The 16281-nt window shown below is 58.5% G+C and carries 17 protein-coding genes and 1 tRNA gene; 3 read left to right on the plus strand and 15 right to left on the minus strand.

Features of this window, described 5'->3' with window-relative positions; translation table 11 throughout:
- From JWQ61_RS11745 to tsaB, 4 genes are all read right to left on the minus strand, one after another.
- A partial coding sequence (locus JWQ61_RS11745) for a DUF1853 family protein (protein WP_304360693.1) occupies nucleotides 1-313 on the minus strand: 313 nt, incomplete at its 3' end.
- A complete protein-coding gene (locus tag JWQ61_RS11750) occupies nucleotides 294-1130 on the minus strand; it encodes a uracil-DNA glycosylase family protein (protein ID WP_304360694.1) in 837 nt (278 codons plus the stop codon). The genes JWQ61_RS11750 and JWQ61_RS11745, both read right to left, overlap by 20 nt.
- Nucleotides 1127-1609 carry a ribosomal protein S18-alanine N-acetyltransferase gene (rimI, locus tag JWQ61_RS11755; RefSeq protein WP_304360695.1) on the minus strand — a complete coding sequence of 161 codons (483 nt, stop codon included), beginning with the start codon at nucleotides 1607-1609 and terminating at the stop codon, nucleotides 1127-1129. Before rimI ends, JWQ61_RS11750 begins: the two co-directional genes overlap by 4 nt.
- A complete protein-coding gene (tsaB, locus tag JWQ61_RS11760; protein ID WP_304360696.1) occupies nucleotides 1606-2310 on the minus strand; it encodes a tRNA (adenosine(37)-N6)-threonylcarbamoyltransferase complex dimerization subunit type 1 TsaB in 705 nt (234 codons plus the stop codon). Before tsaB ends, rimI begins: the two co-directional genes overlap by 4 nt.
- A gap of 304 nt (nucleotides 2311-2614) precedes the next feature.
- Here tsaB and JWQ61_RS11765 point away from each other — a divergent pair, with 304 nt between their 5' ends.
- Nucleotides 2615-3037 (plus strand): thioredoxin family protein, encoded by a 423-nt coding sequence (locus tag JWQ61_RS11765; protein ID WP_304360697.1) that lies wholly within the window; start codon nucleotides 2615-2617, stop codon nucleotides 3035-3037.
- On the opposite strand, the gene JWQ61_RS11770 is transcribed toward JWQ61_RS11765, so the two are convergent.
- The 3 genes from JWQ61_RS11770 to JWQ61_RS11780 are packed head-to-tail and all read right to left on the minus strand — an operon-like array spanning nucleotide 3034 to nucleotide 5111.
- Nucleotides 3034-3948, minus strand: a complete 915-nt coding sequence (locus tag JWQ61_RS11770; RefSeq protein ID WP_304360698.1) for a LysR family transcriptional regulator — start codon at nucleotides 3946-3948, stop codon at nucleotides 3034-3036. The two genes, JWQ61_RS11765 and JWQ61_RS11770, sit on opposite strands and share 4 nt — an antisense overlap.
- A gap of 47 nt (nucleotides 3949-3995) precedes the next feature.
- Nucleotides 3996-4346, minus strand: coding sequence for a chemotaxis protein (locus JWQ61_RS11775; protein WP_304360699.1), 351 nt, complete (start codon nucleotides 4344-4346; stop codon nucleotides 3996-3998).
- A gap of 27 nt (nucleotides 4347-4373) precedes the next feature.
- The gene (locus JWQ61_RS11780) at nucleotides 4374-5111 is read right to left on the minus strand and encodes an ABC transporter ATP-binding protein (protein WP_304360700.1); all 738 of its coding nucleotides are present in this window, start codon (nucleotides 5109-5111) and stop codon (nucleotides 4374-4376) included.
- Between JWQ61_RS11780 and JWQ61_RS11785 the strand changes: the two genes are divergently transcribed.
- Both JWQ61_RS11785 and JWQ61_RS11790 read left to right on the plus strand, forming a co-directional pair.
- Entirely contained in the window at nucleotides 5110-5802 is a 693-nt protein-coding gene (locus JWQ61_RS11785; protein WP_304360701.1) for an arylesterase, read from the plus strand. The two genes, JWQ61_RS11780 and JWQ61_RS11785, sit on opposite strands and share 2 nt — an antisense overlap.
- Nucleotides 5803-5917: 115 nt before the next feature.
- Nucleotides 5918-6673 carry a carbonic anhydrase gene (locus JWQ61_RS11790; RefSeq protein WP_304360702.1) on the plus strand — a complete coding sequence of 252 codons (756 nt, stop codon included), beginning with the start codon at nucleotides 5918-5920 and terminating at the stop codon, nucleotides 6671-6673.
- 71 nt (nucleotides 6674-6744) lie between these two features.
- Here the strand turns inward: JWQ61_RS11790 and JWQ61_RS11795 are convergent, their stop codons facing one another.
- The 8 genes from JWQ61_RS11795 to JWQ61_RS11830 form a co-directional block, all read right to left on the minus strand.
- Entirely contained in the window at nucleotides 6745-8673 is a 1929-nt protein-coding gene (locus JWQ61_RS11795; protein ID WP_304360703.1) for a SurA N-terminal domain-containing protein, read from the minus strand.
- A 106-nt stretch (nucleotides 8674-8779) separates the two neighbouring features.
- Nucleotides 8780-8856: transfer RNA gene (locus JWQ61_RS11800), tRNA-Asp, on the minus strand.
- Nucleotides 8857-8904: 48 nt separating this feature from the next.
- On the minus strand, nucleotides 8905-9177 hold the full coding sequence (locus JWQ61_RS11805; RefSeq protein ID WP_014006418.1) for an HU family DNA-binding protein: 273 nt from the start codon (nucleotides 9175-9177) through the stop codon (nucleotides 8905-8907).
- Between the two features lie 292 nt (nucleotides 9178-9469).
- A complete protein-coding gene (gene lon / locus JWQ61_RS11810; RefSeq protein ID WP_120235580.1) occupies nucleotides 9470-11881 on the minus strand; it encodes an endopeptidase La in 2412 nt (803 codons plus the stop codon).
- A gap of 327 nt (nucleotides 11882-12208) precedes the next feature.
- Nucleotides 12209-13477: an ATP-dependent Clp protease ATP-binding subunit ClpX gene (gene clpX, locus JWQ61_RS11815; protein WP_014006420.1), complete on the minus strand. Its 1269-nt coding sequence runs from the start codon at nucleotides 13475-13477 to the stop codon at nucleotides 12209-12211.
- 163 nt (nucleotides 13478-13640) lie between these two features.
- The gene (gene clpP, locus JWQ61_RS11820) at nucleotides 13641-14267 is read right to left on the minus strand and encodes an ATP-dependent Clp endopeptidase proteolytic subunit ClpP (protein ID WP_304360704.1); all 627 of its coding nucleotides are present in this window, start codon (nucleotides 14265-14267) and stop codon (nucleotides 13641-13643) included.
- A gap of 97 nt (nucleotides 14268-14364) precedes the next feature.
- Nucleotides 14365-15717, minus strand: a complete 1353-nt coding sequence (tig, locus tag JWQ61_RS11825) for a trigger factor (protein ID WP_120235578.1) — start codon at nucleotides 15715-15717, stop codon at nucleotides 14365-14367.
- A gap of 171 nt (nucleotides 15718-15888) precedes the next feature.
- Nucleotides 15889-16281, minus strand: a 393-nt coding sequence (locus tag JWQ61_RS11830) for a CreA family protein (protein ID WP_304360705.1), incomplete at its 5' end; no start/stop codon positions are given.

Below are 16281 nucleotides of genomic sequence, written 5' to 3' on the forward strand. Positions count from 1 at the left end.
GCTGTTCGAAATAGAACGCCAGCAGTTTCTCCGCATACAGGCCGAGGCGAGTCGACGGCAGGCTGTCGATATAGCGGTGCAAAGCTTGCAGTTTTTCCGGCGTCTGCTCCAGTTCGGCCAGCCATGCCGCCAGGTCGGCGTCGGCATAGCTGGCGACCTTTCCCTGCCACTGTGCGGCCAAGGGATCGAGCAGGTCGGGCGCATCCAGCAGCCAGGCCAATGCCCTGACGTGGGGATCGGACAGATGATTCCAGCGCTGGTGAAACTGTTGCTGGCAGGTCTGCGCAGCAGGATTACTCGCCGGCGTTGGCATAAGTGCTCATGGCCAGGCACAGGTCGCTCCAGACCTTGCCTTTGTCGCCCAGCTGGCGCAGCAGGTAAGCCGGGTGGTAGGTCACCACCAGAGGTCGGTCGGCGTAGCGATGCACCGTGCCGCGCAGTTTCGACACCGGCGTCGCTGGATCCAACCCGAGCAGGGACAGGGCTGCGGTCTTGCCCAGCGCTACCAGTATGGTCGGCTGTATCAGCTCGATCTGGCGCTGCAGATACGGCATGCAGGCCGCCACCTCGTCTGCCGCCGGCGGACGGTCGCGGCCGGTGCCGTCGGTGGGCCGGCATTTGACAACATTCGCGATGTAGGCGTTGTCGCCGCGTTTCAGGCCCATCGCCAGCAGGATATTGTCGAGCAGCTTGCCGGCCGGCCCGACGAACGGTTCGCCCTGGATATCCTCGTTGCGTCCGGGACCCTCGCCGATAAACAGCCATTTTGCCTTGCTGTCGCCGACGCCGAACACGGTATTCTTGCGGCCGTGGCAAAGTCCGCATGCAGTGCAGCCGGCCACGGCCGTCTGCAATTGCGTCCAGTCCATGGCGGCGGGAGAATTCGCTGCATGGACGACTGCCGGCGGCGCGGATATGGGCTCGTCGCCGCCCCAGGCCGAGATCTCGGCCCTGTTCTGCATTACAGGTTCGAGCTGTTGCCCGTGCAGCGCCGCTGCAGGAATTGCCTCTGCCGGCGCCATGTCGGCTTCAATCGGCTCGGCGCTCGCCAAGCCGCCATCGCGCCGCAGCCACAGCGGGCCGAGGCCTATCTCGTCGAGGAAAACGCTACGCCTGGTCATCTCGCTCATAAAGGCAGCCTCATCACGATGGCTTCTTCGCGCTTGTCGCCAGCCGCCGGATAATAATCGCGGCGGCGGCCGATCTCGGCGAATCCATAACGCTGGTAGATCGCAATCGCGCGCGTATTCGAGGGCCGCACTTCCAGCAGCACCGATTGCATCTGCAGCCGGCGCGCCAGCATGCACACCTGATCGAGCAGCATCTTGCCGATGCCTTGCCGCTGCACATCGTCACGCACGCTGATATTCAGCAGATGCGCTTCGTCCAGCGCCTGCATCATGAAAAAATAGCCCAGCAGGATTTGTTCCGCATCGCGCAGTACCCAGCATTGATAACCGCTCTGGATCGAATCGACAAAATTGCCATGGGTCCAGGGATGCGAGTACACGGCCTTTTCGATCGCCACCACCTCGTCCAGGTCTTCGACGCGCATGGCGGCGAACGCAAGCGGCCGCAGGCCGGGCCTCGGTTGTGCATTGGCGTTCATGGGTTCACCTTGGCCGCGCGTTCGGCGGTGGTGAGCGCCACCTTGTTACGCAAATACAAAGGCTGCGCTTCCACCGCATTCAAGCCGCCGCCCTGGGCCAGCGCCACGCTGCCCAGTTGGGCCACCTGGCGCGCATTCGGCATCACCGCCGGCAAGCCTGCGGCGGCGTACGGAGCCGCGGCAAACGCTTCCGGATATGCCGCCAGGCCGTTGCCGCAGGCTTGCAGCACGCCGCTCTGCACCGGCAAAGGCGCTACCTGCGACGGCGCCGACAAGACCGGCTCGACCATCACTTGCCAGGCATTGGCAGAGAAGCGATATTGGGCCCAGTAGACCTCGCCCATGCGCGCGTCCAGCACCGCCAGCACTTCGCCGGCGCCGTTCAGGTCGCGGCAAGCCTGGGCCATGGCGGCCAGCGTCACCACCGGCAGCACCGGCAGGTCGGCGCCGAACGCCAGCCCCTGCACGATGCCGCAGGCGGTGCGCACGCCGGTGAAGGAGCCGGGGCCGACGCCGAAAGCCAGCGCATCGCACTGGGCCAGGCTGATCCCGGCCTCGGTCAGCAACTCTTGCACCATCGGCAGGATGGCAAGCGAATGGGTCTGGACGCCCGCCGATTCGCGGATAATCACATGGCCGTCACGCAGCAAGGCGGCGGAGGCCAGTTCGGTAGATGTTTCAATGGCAAGAATGGTCTGCATGGGCCGTATTTTACCGCGCTAGTGTAGTGTTTCGTAGGTAATGGAGCTTAAGAAATGGGGGATTTTCGTGTCAGGCTAGGCGCAAACCGGAGCGATAGCTAGACTATCGCGAGGATTTGCAACGACGCATGGCGCGGAAAGACGCCGTTTATTAAGTTTCATTAACTACGAAACACTACACTAGACGCTGCTTCGGCTGCACTCCGCGCGATTGGCCGGGCCAATCCGGCCGCAAACGCCCCGCGAACTCCGAAACCACGGGTATTCAAGCAGAATCCGGCGCACTCACTGTAAAATATCGCGAATGCTGATCCTCACTCTCGATAACGACAACCATCAGGAACTTGCCGCCACGCTGGCCGACGACGGCTGGGTAGCAGCCTGCCTGTGCGCTGCCTGGTGCGGCAGCTGCCGGGAGTATTTCGCGAATTTCACGGCGCTGGCGCAACGTCATCCGCAGGTGCAGTTCGTCTGGATCGACATCGAAGACCAGGCGGAGCTGATCGGCGACCTTGACGTCGACAATTTCCCCACCCTGCTGATACAGCGCGGCGATGTGGTGGCGTTCCTGGGCCCGGTTGAAATGGACCTGCGCCTGGCTGAAAGAATCCTGCTGGCGCAAATGGAGAAGAGCCTGCCCGAACTGCAGGCCGAAGCCTTGAGCAGCACGGAGCGGCGCCATTGGCAGCTGGAAGCCAATTTATTGCGGCGCCTGGCGGATATCTAGGATGCCAGCCAGGGGTCGCAATCCGGATGCGGAAACTGCGCCATCATGAAATCGACAAAACTGCGCACCTTGGCCGACAGCAGGCGTCGACTCGGATAAACCAGGCGCACCGCCACCTTGTTGATCTGGTGGTCGGGCAGCACCCGCACTACGCGCCCCGCCACCATGTCGTCGCCCAGCGTATACGAGGTGCGCATGGCGATGCCCATCCCTGCCAGCAAGCATTGGCGCAGCAAATCGGTATTGTTGGACATCACCTTGCTGGTGATCGGGATAATCGAGGCGCCCTGGGCCGACTGGAAAGTCCAGTGGTGGCGCAAATGCTCCATCGAAAAATTGAGGCAGGAATGCTGGGCCAGCTCCTCGGGTGTCCGCGGCACGCCATGTTCGGCGATATAAGCCGGCGAGGCGCACAGCAGCACTTCGGCGATGCCGAGCTGGCGCGCCACCATGCTGGCGTCGAATTTCTGGTTGACTGAAAAAATGCCGAGGTCGAAACCTTCTTCGATCAGGTCGACGGTGCGGTCCGACAAGGTCACGTCGAGCCGCACATCGGGATACTGTTTCGAATACAGCGGCAGCAGGCGCGCCAGCTGGGTCTGGCCGAAACCGATCTGCGAATAAATGTGCAAGGTGCCGGCAGGTTTGGTCGACAATACGGAAGCGGCGGCTTCCGCCTCGTCGATTTCATCCAGGATCTGGCGCACCCGCTCCAGGTAGGCCTGGCCCGGCTCGGTCAACGCCATGCGGCGCGTCGAACGATGCAGCAAGCGGATCCCAAGGTGGTTTTCCAGGTCGGCCACCAAGCGCGTGACCACCGCATTCGACATGTCCAGCACCTGGGCCGCGGCGACAAAGCTGCCCTGCTCCACCACCTTCGCAAATACCCGCATTGACTGCAAGCGATCCATATTATTCTTTCATCCTGTCTTTCATCCGATCTTTATGCGCTGCCGCTTTATTTGCTCAACAACGCCACAAAAGCGACCACCAGGGCCAGCGCGCTGAGGCCCAGCGCCAGGCCGCACAGCAGGCTGGTGCGCCGTAATTTTGCATCGGCTTGCTGCGCTTCCTGACGCATCTCCTGCTCAAGCAAAGGCAGCGCGGTCTTGAGTTGTTCGGCAAGCGCCTTGATGTCGCCGAGATTCTGCAGCGACGCCGCTTGCAGCTCGCTTACCTGCTGCTGCAGGATCTGCAGCTGGCTCTCTTCCGTATTTCCTTTGCGCCGGGTGAACACCGGCGCCGCGACGGAAATGATATCGCTGATATACGGCAGCACTGCTTTTGTTACTGACAACCATGTCGACATGCACTACCCTCCGGATTCTTTTCTCAACTATTGAAATATCTGTGCATCCGCAGCCGTCGTATCGCCCGGACGCAACAGGCGGCCGGCGGCGATCGTGATGGTCTGGCGGCACTGCATGGCGATCGAGGTATCGTGCGTCACCAGCACCAGGGTCGAGCCGCGCTCTTGGTTGAGGTCGAACATCAGCTGGATAACCGCATCGCCGGTAGCCGCATCGAGGCTGCCGGTGGGCTCGTCGGCGAACAACAGCGGCGGCTCGGTCACGAAAGCGCGCGCCAGGGCCACCCGCTGCTGCTCGCCGCCGGACAGGTATTTCGGATAGTGCTGCAAACGCGTCGCCAGGCCGACCCGCTCCAGCTTGGCTTGCGCCTTCTCTTTCGCGTCTTTGTCGCCGCGCAGCTCGAGCGGCAGCATGACGTTTTCCAGCGCGCTCAAATGGCTCAACAACTGGAAAGACTGGAATACGAAACCGAGCTTTTCCTTGCGCAAGCCGGCCCGGCCGTCTTCATCCAGGGCAAAGATATCGCTGCCGTCGATATGCACGGTGCCTGAAGACGGCGTATCGAGGCCGGCCAGCAAGCCCAGCAAGGTCGACTTGCCGGAACCGGAAGCGCCGACAATCGCCAGCGTAGTGCCGCCCTGGACGTTAAAATTGATATCATCAAGAATTACCAGCTCGCCGCTGGCGTCGGCAACCCGCTTGGTCAAGCGCTGGACGTCTATGGCCGGGGCCATTGCAGGTTTAACAGAAGAGGACTGATGCATGCAGATTATCGACTCCGGGTTGGGGAATGGTTTTCAGAACTTGACCGAGGGCTGGCGCCGTAAAATCGCCGACCACCTGCGGCTGGCCATCCTGCTGCTTGGCCTGCTCGGCCTAGTATGGACGAACAATGCCTATTCTGCATCAAAATCGATACTGGTGTTAGGCGACAGCCTTTCCGCCGAATACGGACTGGCGCGCGGCAGCGGCTGGGTAGCCTTGCTGCAGCAGCGCCTGAAAGCGGAAAATATCGACGGCAGCGTCGTCAACGCCAGCATCAGCGGCGAAACCAGCAGCGGCGGCAAGACGCGCCTGCCGGCCTTGCTGCAGCGCCGGCCGGATATCGTCATCATCGAACTGGGCGGCAACGACGCCCTGCGCGGCTTGCAGCTGAGCGCCACCGAAAGCAACCTGCGGGCAATGATCAGCGCGGCCCAGCAAGCCAAGGCCAAGGTCTTGCTGGTGGGCATGCGGATCCCGCCGAACTACGGCCGCGACTATACCGAAAAATTCTTTTCGCTGTATGCAACCCTGGCCAAGCAAAACAAGGTCGCGCTGATTCCTTTCCTTCTGGACGGCGTGGCGGACAAGCCGGAACTGTTCCAGGCCGACCGCATCCATCCGGTCGCCCAGGCTCACCCGATCATGCTGAACAATGTCTGGACCGGATTGAAGCCGTTGCTGGCCAAATAGCATGCGACGCGCGATGCATCTTTTCCGGAAAAAACATCGTCAATAGAAGGATTTTTCCTACATATTTACGAGATGGGCTTTCTTAGAATACGGTTTCCTTTCTCTGAAGCCCGTCATGAAAAATTCTCTCAAATCAGCATTTACAATCGCCTTGCTGGCTATCGCGGCAACCTCCGCGTTTGCCGCGGAAGGCGCGGTGCACTGGTCCTACCATGGCAAAACCGACCCCACCCACTGGGCCGAAGGCGTCCCTGAAAACGCCGCTTGCGGTTCAGGCCAGCGGCAATCCCCGATCGCCTTGTCCGAGGCCAGCGCCACGCGCGTCGCCAGCAAAGATTTCACTATCGATTACGAGCCCGGAACCGTAGCGCTGCGCAACAACGGCCATACCATCCAGGCCAATGTCGACGACGCCAACGACACCGTCACTTACAAAGGCGAGGCATACAAGCTCGACCAGTTTCATTTCCATACGCCCAGCGAACATACCTTCGACGGCAAGTCTTGTCCGATGGAATTGCACCTGGTGAATAAAAGCAGCAACGGAAAAATAACCGTAGTCGGGATTTTCATCATGGAAGGCAAGGAAAACCCGGCGCTGGAACCCGTCTTTGCGGACCTGCCTGCGCACCAGGCCTCGGCCGGACGCCAGGCCCAGGTCGATATAACCGCATTGCTCCCGAGCGACAGGAAGGCCCTGGTCTATGCCGGCTCGCTGACCACGCCGCCGTGTTCTGAACCGGTCAACTGGATCGTGCTGGAACAGCCGATTGAAATGTCGAGGGAACAAATCGCCGCATTCAAGGCGATCTTCCATGACAACCACCGCCCCCTGCAGAAACTGAACCACCGCGATGTGAGCGAAGAGTAATAAAAAAAATGCCCATCCCGCTTACGCCGGATGGGCATTTTTCAAATCAGCCAGGCTGAATCAGTTTTGCGTCAGTTCTGCTTAGTGCCATCGTCAGCCGGTGCAATCACGACCGGCTTCAGGATCTTGACCTTGGCTTTTTCCTTCAGCACATCCACGTAGGCCAGCATTTCCTGCTGCGCCAGGACACCGGTGATCTGCTGCTGTTCGGCAGTGCGCCGCGCCTGGTCCTGCGCCGCCGGCTGGCCGACCTTGGCGATCCGGTACAAGCCGTAGCCCTGCTGCGGCAACACCACGCCGACAAAGGCCGGCAGCTTGTTGACATTGGCCTTCATCACCGCCTCGAACCCGGCAGGATTGAGACCCTGGCTCTTGACCCGCGACACGGTCTGCGTTGCGCCGAAACCGCTTGCGCTGTCTTGCGCGCGCAAGGCAGCCAGCTTCTCTTCGCCGGCTTTCTTGGCCAGTGCGGCTTCTTCCGTACGGGTGACCTTGTCGCTGATAATTGCCTTGACCTCTTCAAACGAACGCTTGGTCACCGGCTTGTATTCGGTGACATGGCCGGCGATAAACGTGTTCGGCGCGATTTCGACCGCTTCGGTGTTGTGCTTGTTCTTCAGCGACTCGTCCGAATACAGCGCAGCCAGGAATTTCTGGTTGTTGTAGGGAGCGGCGGCTGCGGCAGGATTCGGCTGGCGACCGAGGTTCGCGGCCGACTGGATCTGCAGGTGCAGCTTGTCGGCAACCGGCTTCAGGCTGTCGGCCTGCTCATACACCGTGTTGCTGAAAGCTTCCGCCAGTTCCGTGAATTTGCGCGCGGCCAGCTGCTTCTTGATCTCGACGCCGATATCCGCCTTGACTTCGTCCAGCGGCTTGACCACGGCAGGCTTGATGCCGGTCAGTTCGATGATGTGATAACCGAAATCGGATTGCACCAGGTCGCTGATCTCGCCCTGTTTCAGCTTGTTGGCCGCATCTTCGAAAGGCTTTACCATGCTGCCGGCGCCGAAATAACCGAGATCCCCGCCCAGTTCACCGGAAGCGGTATCCTGCGAATTCGCCTTGGCGATTTTCGCAAAATCGGCCGGCGTCTTGCGCACTTGGGCCAGCAGGCCTTCCGCCTTGGCCTTGGCGGCGGCTTGCTCGGCGGCCGGCGCATCTTTTTTCACGGCGATCAGGATGTGACTGGCGCGGCGTTCTTCCGGCACCGTATAGCGGGCGACATTCTGGTCGTAATAGGATTTGATGTCGGCGTCGCTGACCGTCACCTGGGCGGCAACCGCGGCGCTGTCGAGCAGGACGTAGTCGGCCTTGATCTGTTCAGGGATTTCGAATTCCTTGGCGTTCTTGACGTAATAATCCTGCAGCATGGCGTCAGTGACTTTCACTTGCGCGGCATAGTCGGCAGTCTTGAACAGCAGTTCCTGCACGTCGCGCTCCTGATCGTTGATGTCAGACAAACGCATGGCGACCGTTTTAGGCGTAAACGCCGTGGTCTGCACCGCGCCGTTCAATTGCTGCATTGCCATATCCTGGCGCAGGCGCGCCTCGTACATGGTCGGCGTCATGCCTTGCGCCGCCAGCAAGGCCTTGTAGCGTTCGTTGTCGAACTTGCCGTCCGCCCCGTGCAATTCCGGCACGCCCATGATGGCTTGCTGCAAACTCTGGTCGGATACCGACAGATGTTCGGTGCCCACCGCGGCAACCAGCACGCGCTGCGCGATCAGGTTATCCAGCACGCCTTGCTTGGCTTGCGGCGTCTCGACCATCTTCGGGTCGAAACGGTCGCCGAACGCCTGGCGCATGCGGTCCATCTGCTGGCGCAAGGCGGCATCCCAGTCTTGCTGGGTGATCGGCTGGCCGGCGACTTTCGCCACCGTGTTGGCGCCGTCGCCAAAGCTGCTATAGCTTTGCAGCCCGACCAGTGCAAACGAAGGGATGATCAAGAGCAGCAACAAGAACTGCATCAAGCGCTGATGGGTACGGACAAATTCAAACATGGTCTGCCAATCAAGATCAAAAAGGAAGGCTGCAATAAGAAGGCTGCACTACAAACCGGATGTACATAAGAAAAAAGGCGAACTCTCGTTCGCCTTTTTTGTATTTTGGCGGAGTGGACGGGACTCGAACCCGCGACCCCCGGCGTGACAGGCCGGTATTCTAACCAGCTGAACTACCACTCCTAAAACTACTTGCAAATCTTTTGGCGTTTGTCACCACGCCAAAAGACGCTAGTTTACAGCATCTTTCAACGCTTTGCCAGGCTTAAATTTAGGAACTTTCGCTGCCTTGATCTTAATTGCTTCCCCGGTACGCGGGTTGCGGCCGGTGCGCGCTGCGCGTTTGCCTACCGAGAACGTGCCGAAGCCGACCAGGGTTACTGAGCCGTTCTTTTTCAAAGTGGTTTTGACTGCGGCGATCACGGCATCCAATGCGCGGGTCGACGCGGCCTTGGAAATGTCTGCTGACTTGGCGATGTGATCGATTAATTCGGTTTTGTTCACTGAAGCCCCCTCACATGAATTGAAATTCGAGATGATGCTTGTTCCGCATTTTGTGCGAAAAATCATCGCAGATGGACTGCAGAAAAAAATCTGCAGCTGGTATTAAACAAGCCGGAAAGCCTTGTGTCAAGCGGTTTGCCGGGGATATGGGAAGGTTTAACCTGATTTTACAAACTTGATATATTCAACATTAAATACATCGGCGCATAAAAAAAAGCGCTCTTGCGAGCGCTTTTTTGCGAACAGGAATCAGACCGGCGGATTCGATAGCTTATCCGAATCCGCCCCAAGCTTAGTGCTTGACCACGCTAGGATCGGTCTTCTCGCTGCTCTTGGCGACGCTTGCATCGAGCACTGCTTCCTCGTCGGTCAGAGGCACAGGCTGCCGCTCCAGCGCGATCTCCAGCACCTTGTCGATCCAGCGCACCGGCACGATTTCCAGCTTGTTCTTGACGTTGTCCGGAATCTCGGCCAGGTCCTTCACATTCTGCTCTGGAATCAATACCGTCTTGATGCCGCCGCGATGGGCCGCCAGCAGTTTTTCCTTCAAGCCGCCGATAGGCAGGACTTCGCCGCGCAAGGTGATTTCACCTGTCATGGCGACATCCGCCCGCACCGGAATCCCGGTGAAGATCGACACCAGGGCGGTCGTCATGCCGACGCCGGCCGACGGTCCGTCCTTCGGCGTCGCGCCTTCCGGCACGTGGATATGGATATCGCTCTTTTCGAACGCTTCACCCCGGATGCCCAGTTTCGCGGCGCGGCTGCGCATCACCGTACGCGCTGCCTCGATCGATTCCTTCATCACGTCGCCCAGGGTGCCGGTACGGATGATCGCACCTTTGCCCGGCATCTTGACGGCTTCGATGGTCAGCAGCTCGCCGCCCACTTCAGTCCATGCCAGGCCGACCACTTGGCCGATCTGATTTTCTTTTTCGGCGACGCCGAAGTCGAAACGCCGCACACCGAGGAATTTATCGATGTTCTTGGAAGTGACCGCAACCTTCTTCTCTTGCTTCTTCAACAGCAGCAGCTTGACCACCTTGCGGCAGATCTTGGAGATTTCCCGTTCCAGCGAACGCACACCCGCTTCACGCGTGTAGTACCGGATGATGTCGCGGATCGCGCTTTCAGCCAGGCTGATTTCCTCGACCTTCAAACCATTGTTCTTGATTTGCTTAGGCAGCAGGTAACGCAAGGCGATATTGGTCTTTTCATCTTCGGTGTAGCCGGACAGGCGAATCACTTCCATCCGGTCCAGCAGCGCCGGCGGAATGTTGAAGGAATTCGAAGTCGCCACGAACATCACGTCCGACAAGTCGAAATCGACTTCGATGTAATGGTCCGAGAAAGTATGGTTCTGCTCGGGATCCAGCACCTCCAGCAGGGCCGAAGACGGATCGCCGCGGAAATCCATGCCGAGCTTGTCGATCTCGTCCAGCAGGAACAGCGGATTGCGCACTCCGACCTTGGCCAGGCTTTGCAATATCTTGCCTGGCATGGAGCCGATGTAGGTGCGGCGATGGCCGCGGATCTCGGCTTCGTCGCGCACGCCGCCCAGGGCCATCCGCACAAATTTGCGGTTGGTGGCGCGGGCGATCGACTGCCCCAGCGAGGTTTTACCCACGCCCGGAGGACCGACGAAACACAGGATCGGCGCTTTCAGCTTGTCGACGCGCTGTTGCACGGCAAGATATTCCAGGATGCGTTCTTTAACTTTATCCAGGCCGTAGTGGTCGCCTTCCAGCACTTTCTCGGCATTGCCCAGTTCGTTGTTGACCTTGGATTTTTTCTTCCAAGGCAAACCGACCAGCGTATCGATATAGTTGCGCACCACGGTCGCTTCGGCTGACATCGGCGACATCAGTTTCAGCTTCTTCAGCTCGCTCTGCGCCTTTTCCAGCGCTTCCTTAGGCATCTTGGCAGACAGGATCTTCTTTTCCAGCTCTTCCAGGTCCGCGCCTTCTTCGCCTTCGCCCAATTCCTTCTGGATCGCCTTGACCTGCTCGTTCAGGTAGTATTCGCGCTGCGATTTTTCCATCTGGCGCTTGACGCGGCCGCGGATGCGCTTCTCGACTTGCAGGATATCTAGCTCGCCTTCGAGCTGGCCCAGCAGGTGCTCGTAACGTTTGGCGATATTGAAGATTTCTAGGATCACCTGCTTTTGCTCAAGCTTCAGCGGCAAGTGCGCAGCGATGGTGTCGGCCAGGCGGCCGGCGTCATCGATGCCGGACAGCGAAGTCAGGATCTCAGGCGGAATCTTCTTGTTCAGTTTGACGTACTGGTCGAATTGCTGAACGATGGCGCGACGCATCGCCTCCACTTCGGCCTCGTCGCCCAGTTCGGAGTCAACCGGCGTCAGGTCCGCCACAAAATGCGTGTCGAGCTCGCTGATGTGATGGATGCGCGCACGTTGCGCCCCTTCCACCAGCACCTTGACGGTGCCGTCGGGCAGTTTCAACATTTGCAAGATATTGGCGACGCAGCCGATTTCATAAATATCGTCCGGCGACGGTTCGTCCTTGGCGGCGGCCTTCTGGGCCGCGAGCATGATGCTCTTGCCCTGCTCCATGGCAGCTTCAAGCGCCTTGATCGACTTTGGACGACCGACGAACAATGGAATCACCATATGCGGGAATACCACCACATCCCGTAAAGGCAACAGAGGCAACTGAGTTTGTTCAGTAAATGTAGAAGTCGTCATGGTGAGCCCTATCAAAAAATCTTATTAATGATGTTGGCACGAGTGGCCGAAACTCAAGCCCCGGTTTCAACAATAAATCACCACTTCTATTTGCAACTAGTTTGCGATGGCCAATAAAAAAGCCACACGCGAAGGTAACTTCGGGTGGCTTTGCGATTGAAGCCGAATCGTATGTTTTGGCAAATTGTACTACTTTTGGCTCAAAAACCTGCTTAAACCCCTGTTTTTTACATGGCTTTACAAATTTCCGGGTTTTATGCCGCCGCCGGCAGCCGGCCCTTGGCAAGGCCAGCCCGGCGGGATAAACGCTGACGCCTTGCCTGTGCCTTATTTCGCGCCGGACACCTTCGGTTGCTCATGGTAAATCAGCAACGGTTTGGCGCCGCTGTTGACGGTATTTTCATCCACCACGACCTTGGCGACATTCTGCTGGCTTGGCAAATCGTACATAACGTCGAGCAACACATGCTCCAGGATCGAACGCAGGCCGCGGGCGCCGGTTTTGCGCGCCAGGGCGCGTTTGGCGATGGCTTGCAGTGCCGCCGGGCGGATTTCCAGCTCGGCGCCTTCCATCTGCAGCAGCTTGGAATACTGCTTGACCAGGGCGTTCTTGGGCGCGATCAGGATCTCGATCAGCGCTTCCTCGTTCAGCTCGGCCAACGTCGCAATCACCGGCAGGCGGCCGACCAGTTCCGGGATCAGGCCGAAGCGCGTCAGATCCTCGGGCTCGGCATCCAGCAGCACCTCGCTGGAAGTACGCTGGCTCTGGCTCTTCACATTTGCCGAAAAACCAATGCCGCTCTTTTCCGAGCGCTCGGAAATGATCTTGGCCAGGCCGTCGAAAGCGCCGCCGCAGATGAACAGGATGTTGGTAGTGTCGATCTGCACAAAATCCTGGTTCGGATGCTTGCGCCCGCCTTGCGGCGGCACCGAAGCCATGGTGCCTTCGATCAGCTTCAGCAGCGCCTGCTGCACGCCCTCGCCCGAGACATCGCGGGTAATCGAAGGGTTATCCGACTTGCGCGAAATCTTGTCGATTTCATCGATGTACACGATGCCTCGCTGCGCCTTCTCGACTTCGTAATTGCAATTCTGCAGCAGCTTCTGGATGATGTTCTCGACGTCCTCGCCGACATAGCCGGCTTCGGTCAGGGTAGTCGCATCGGCGATCACGAAAGGCACGTTCAGCATGCGCGCCAGGGTCTGCGCCAGCAAGGTCTTGCCGGACCCGGTCGGGCCAACCAGCAGGATATTGCTCTTCGCCAGCTCGATGTCGTCCTTCTTGCCGAGATGCTTGAGGCGCTTGTAATGGTTGTACACCGCCACCGACAAGATCCGCTTGGCAGGCTCCTGGCCGATCACATACTGATCGAGCAGTTCGCTGATTTCCTGCGGAATAGGCAGTTCCGATTTTTGACCATCCAGCGTTTCGACATTCGATGCTTCATCGGTAATGATGTCATTACAGAGATCGATACATTCATCACAAATGAATACCGATGGCCCGGCGATGAGTTTTTTCACTTCATGCTGGCTTTTGCCGCAGAAGGAACAATAAAGCAGTTTTTCGCCGCTGGAAGATTTTTTATCAGACATAAAGGCAGAGTTTAAGTAAAACTATAGAGGGTGGACCACAGCATTGATTCGCGGTATTGATTTTATCTTACCCGCGAAATCCGGATTCGTCACGCCCGGGCGATTTTTGAAAAGCAAAACGCCCGTACCTTTGGGGCCGGGCGTTTTATTCATTACGCAGCAATCAAGCGCGTGTCGCCAGGACTTTATCAATCAGGCCATATTCCACAGCCGCATCCGCGGACATGAAATTGTCCCGGTCCGTATCCTTGCTGATCTGGTCAATGCTTCTGCCGGTCTTTTCCGCCAGGATGCCGTTCAGGCGTTCGCGCAGGTACAGGATTTCACGCGCCTGGATTTCGATATCCGAGGCTTGGCCTTGGGCGCCGCCCAGGGGCTGGTGAATCATGATGCGCGAGTTAGGCAGCGAGAAACGCTTGCCCTTGGCGCCTGCGGCCAGCAGGAAAGCGCCCATCGAGGCGGCCATGCCGGTGCACAAGGTGGAGACTTCCGGTTTGACGAACTGCATGGTGTCGTAAATCGCCATGCCGGCAGATACCGAACCGCCAGGAGAATTGATATATAAAGAAATATCCTTATCCGGATTTTCACTTTCCAGGAACAGCAGTTGCGCCACCACCAGGTTGGCGGTCTGGTCGTTGACCGGACCTACCAGGAAAATGATGCGCTCGCGCAGCAGGCGCGAATAGATGTCATAGGAACGCTCGCCGCGGCCACTCTGCTCAATCACGATAGGCACCATGCCGAGCATGTCAGTATCCAGTGCCGAATTACGATTAAAGCCTGTCATATTTTTCCTTATGGAGAGCGCTCAAAACTTAATCAAACCACCGAACCGGTCCAGGCTTGCGGCCTGGACCTGAGGTACAGCTTAAAATACTGGCTGATTAAGCCTGTTGCCCGTTGTTGCTCATTAATTCATCGAATGCAACCGACTTTTCGGTCACTTTCGATTTGCCCAGCACATAGTTAACGACGTTTTCTTCCAAAACAAGGGCTTCGACCTCTGCCAGGCGGCGGCGATCGCTGAAATAATATTTCAGGACTTGTTGCGGGTCTTCGTAGCTCTGCGCAAAGTCTTCGACTTGGGCTTTGACTTGCTCCGGCGTTGCCTGCAGCTTGTTTTCCTTGACCACTTCGGCCAGGATCAGGCCCAGGCGGACGCGACGCTCAGCCTGGGCTGTGAACAGCTCCGGCGGGAACGGCATGTCGTTGACCTTCATGCCGCGCTGCGCCATGTCCTGGCGAGTCATTTCAACCAGGCGCTCGACGTCTTGGTCGACCAGCGCTTTCGGCACTTCCAGGTCGCTGACCTTGATCAGCGCATCCATCACGCTGTCTTTGTTCTTGGCCTTGACGCGGGAACCGACTTCACGTTCCAGGTTGAGCTTGATGTCAGCGCGCATCTTGGTCAGGTCGCCGTCTTCGATGCCCAGGGTTTTTGCAAACTCGGCATCGACTTCCGGCAGGTGCGCCCATTCCAGCTTCTTCAGCGTGATGGTGAATTCCGCAGTCTTGCCGGCGACGTCCTTGCCGTGGTAATCGGCAGGGAAAGCCAGTTCAAAGGTCTTGGCTTCGCCGACCTTCAGGCCGATGGTCGCGTTTTCGAACTCAGGCAGCATGCGGCCTTCGCCCAGTACGTAAGCATAGTCATCGGCTTTGCCGCCCTGGAATTCAACGCCGTCGATCTTGCCGACGAAATCGACAGTCACGCGGTCGCCGTTCTTGGCTGTCAGGTCGCTGCCGCCATCGCCGTGCGCGCCTTGCTCGCCCTTGACGTGATAGTGCACGCGCTGCTTGCGCAGGATGTCGATGGTCTTGTCGATTTCGGCATCGCTGACTTCAGCCTTGGTCTTTTCGACTTCAACGCTGGTCAGGTCGCCGATCTTGACTTCAGGATAGATTTCGAAAGTAGCATCGAACGCCAGCGTGCCTTCAGCCACGCCTTCGCTGCCCTTTGGCTCGATCCGCGGATAACCGGCAACGCGCAGGTTGTTTTCGTTGGCAGCGGTATTGAAGGCATTGCCGACCTTGTCGTTCAGCACTTCGGTTTCGACCTGGTAGCCGTATTGTGCAGCGACCATCTTCATCGGCACTTTACCTGGGCGGAAGCCAGGCGCTTTTGCGGTGCGGGCGCGGACCTTCAGGCGCTTTTCGACTTCGGTTTGCACTTCGCTCACAGCGATTGTGAGGGTCAGGCGGCGTTCAAGTTTATCCAGAGTTTCGACTGCAGTTGCCATGTGGATCGTCCAAAAATTAAAAATTCCGTGGTGCGGCTAAGGTCAATGCGGGGTAAAACGATGAAATGTTGTCATTTCCACCCCAACCCTGCCGCGCTAAAGTCCGATATTCTATACGTAAAACAGGCCGTTGCGCCAAAACGCATCGCTCCGCGCAGGCAATAAGTCCGCTTATTTGAGCGGAATCGGGCTGCCGGGAGGCACCGGCACCGCGGTAACGCTGTTTTGCGGACTGCCGTCGACCAGCTTATCCGAATAGGTCAGGTAAACCAGTGTATTCCGCTTCGGATCGACCAGCCGCACAATATGCAGGCGCTTGAACAGCACCGACATGCGTTCGGTAAACACATCTTCCTGCAGCGGCAGCTTGGCGCTGAACTGTACTGCGCCGACCTGGCGGCAGGCGATCGATGCTTCCGCCCTGTCCTCCGCCAGCCCGACCGTGCCCTTGACGCCGCCGGTGCGTGCGCGCGACACATAACAGGTCACGCCCTGCACCTTGGGATCGTCGTAAGCCTCGACCACCACCCGGTCATTGCGCCCGACCCAGCGGAACGCGGTGCT

The organism is Collimonas fungivorans (genome assembly GCF_028292705.1).
Classification (GTDB): Bacteria; Pseudomonadota; Gammaproteobacteria; order Burkholderiales; family Burkholderiaceae_D; genus Collimonas; species Collimonas fungivorans_B.

Coding starts and splice junctions, on each gene's coding strand:
- JWQ61_RS11750 (WP_304360694.1), bottom strand. CDS start 1,130: ATGAGCGAGATGACCAGGCGTAGCGTTTTCCTCGACGAGATAGGCCTC.
- rimI (WP_304360695.1), bottom strand. CDS start 1,609: ATGAACGCCAATGCACAACCGAGGCCCGGCCTGCGGCCGCTTGCGTTC.
- tsaB (WP_304360696.1), bottom strand. CDS start 2,310: ATGCAGACCATTCTTGCCATTGAAACATCTACCGAACTGGCCTCCGCC.
- JWQ61_RS11765 (WP_304360697.1), top strand. CDS start 2,615: ATGCTGATCCTCACTCTCGATAACGACAACCATCAGGAACTTGCCGCC.
- JWQ61_RS11770 (WP_304360698.1), bottom strand. CDS start 3,948: ATGGATCGCTTGCAGTCAATGCGGGTATTTGCGAAGGTGGTGGAGCAG.
- JWQ61_RS11775 (WP_304360699.1), bottom strand. CDS start 4,346: ATGTCGACATGGTTGTCAGTAACAAAAGCAGTGCTGCCGTATATCAGC.
- JWQ61_RS11785 (WP_304360701.1), top strand. CDS start 5,110: ATGCAGATTATCGACTCCGGGTTGGGGAATGGTTTTCAGAACTTGACC.
- JWQ61_RS11780 (WP_304360700.1), bottom strand. CDS start 5,111: ATGCATCAGTCCTCTTCTGTTAAACCTGCAATGGCCCCGGCCATAGAC.
- JWQ61_RS11790 (WP_304360702.1), top strand. CDS start 5,918: ATGAAAAATTCTCTCAAATCAGCATTTACAATCGCCTTGCTGGCTATC.
- JWQ61_RS11795 (WP_304360703.1), bottom strand. CDS start 8,673: ATGTTTGAATTTGTCCGTACCCATCAGCGCTTGATGCAGTTCTTGTTG.
- lon (WP_120235580.1), bottom strand. CDS start 11,881: ATGACGACTTCTACATTTACTGAACAAACTCAGTTGCCTCTGTTGCCT.
- clpX (WP_014006420.1), bottom strand. CDS start 13,477: ATGTCTGATAAAAAATCTTCCAGCGGCGAAAAACTGCTTTATTGTTCC.
- clpP (WP_304360704.1), bottom strand. CDS start 14,267: ATGACAGGCTTTAATCGTAATTCGGCACTGGATACTGACATGCTCGGC.
- tig (WP_120235578.1), bottom strand. CDS start 15,717: ATGGCAACTGCAGTCGAAACTCTGGATAAACTTGAACGCCGCCTGACC.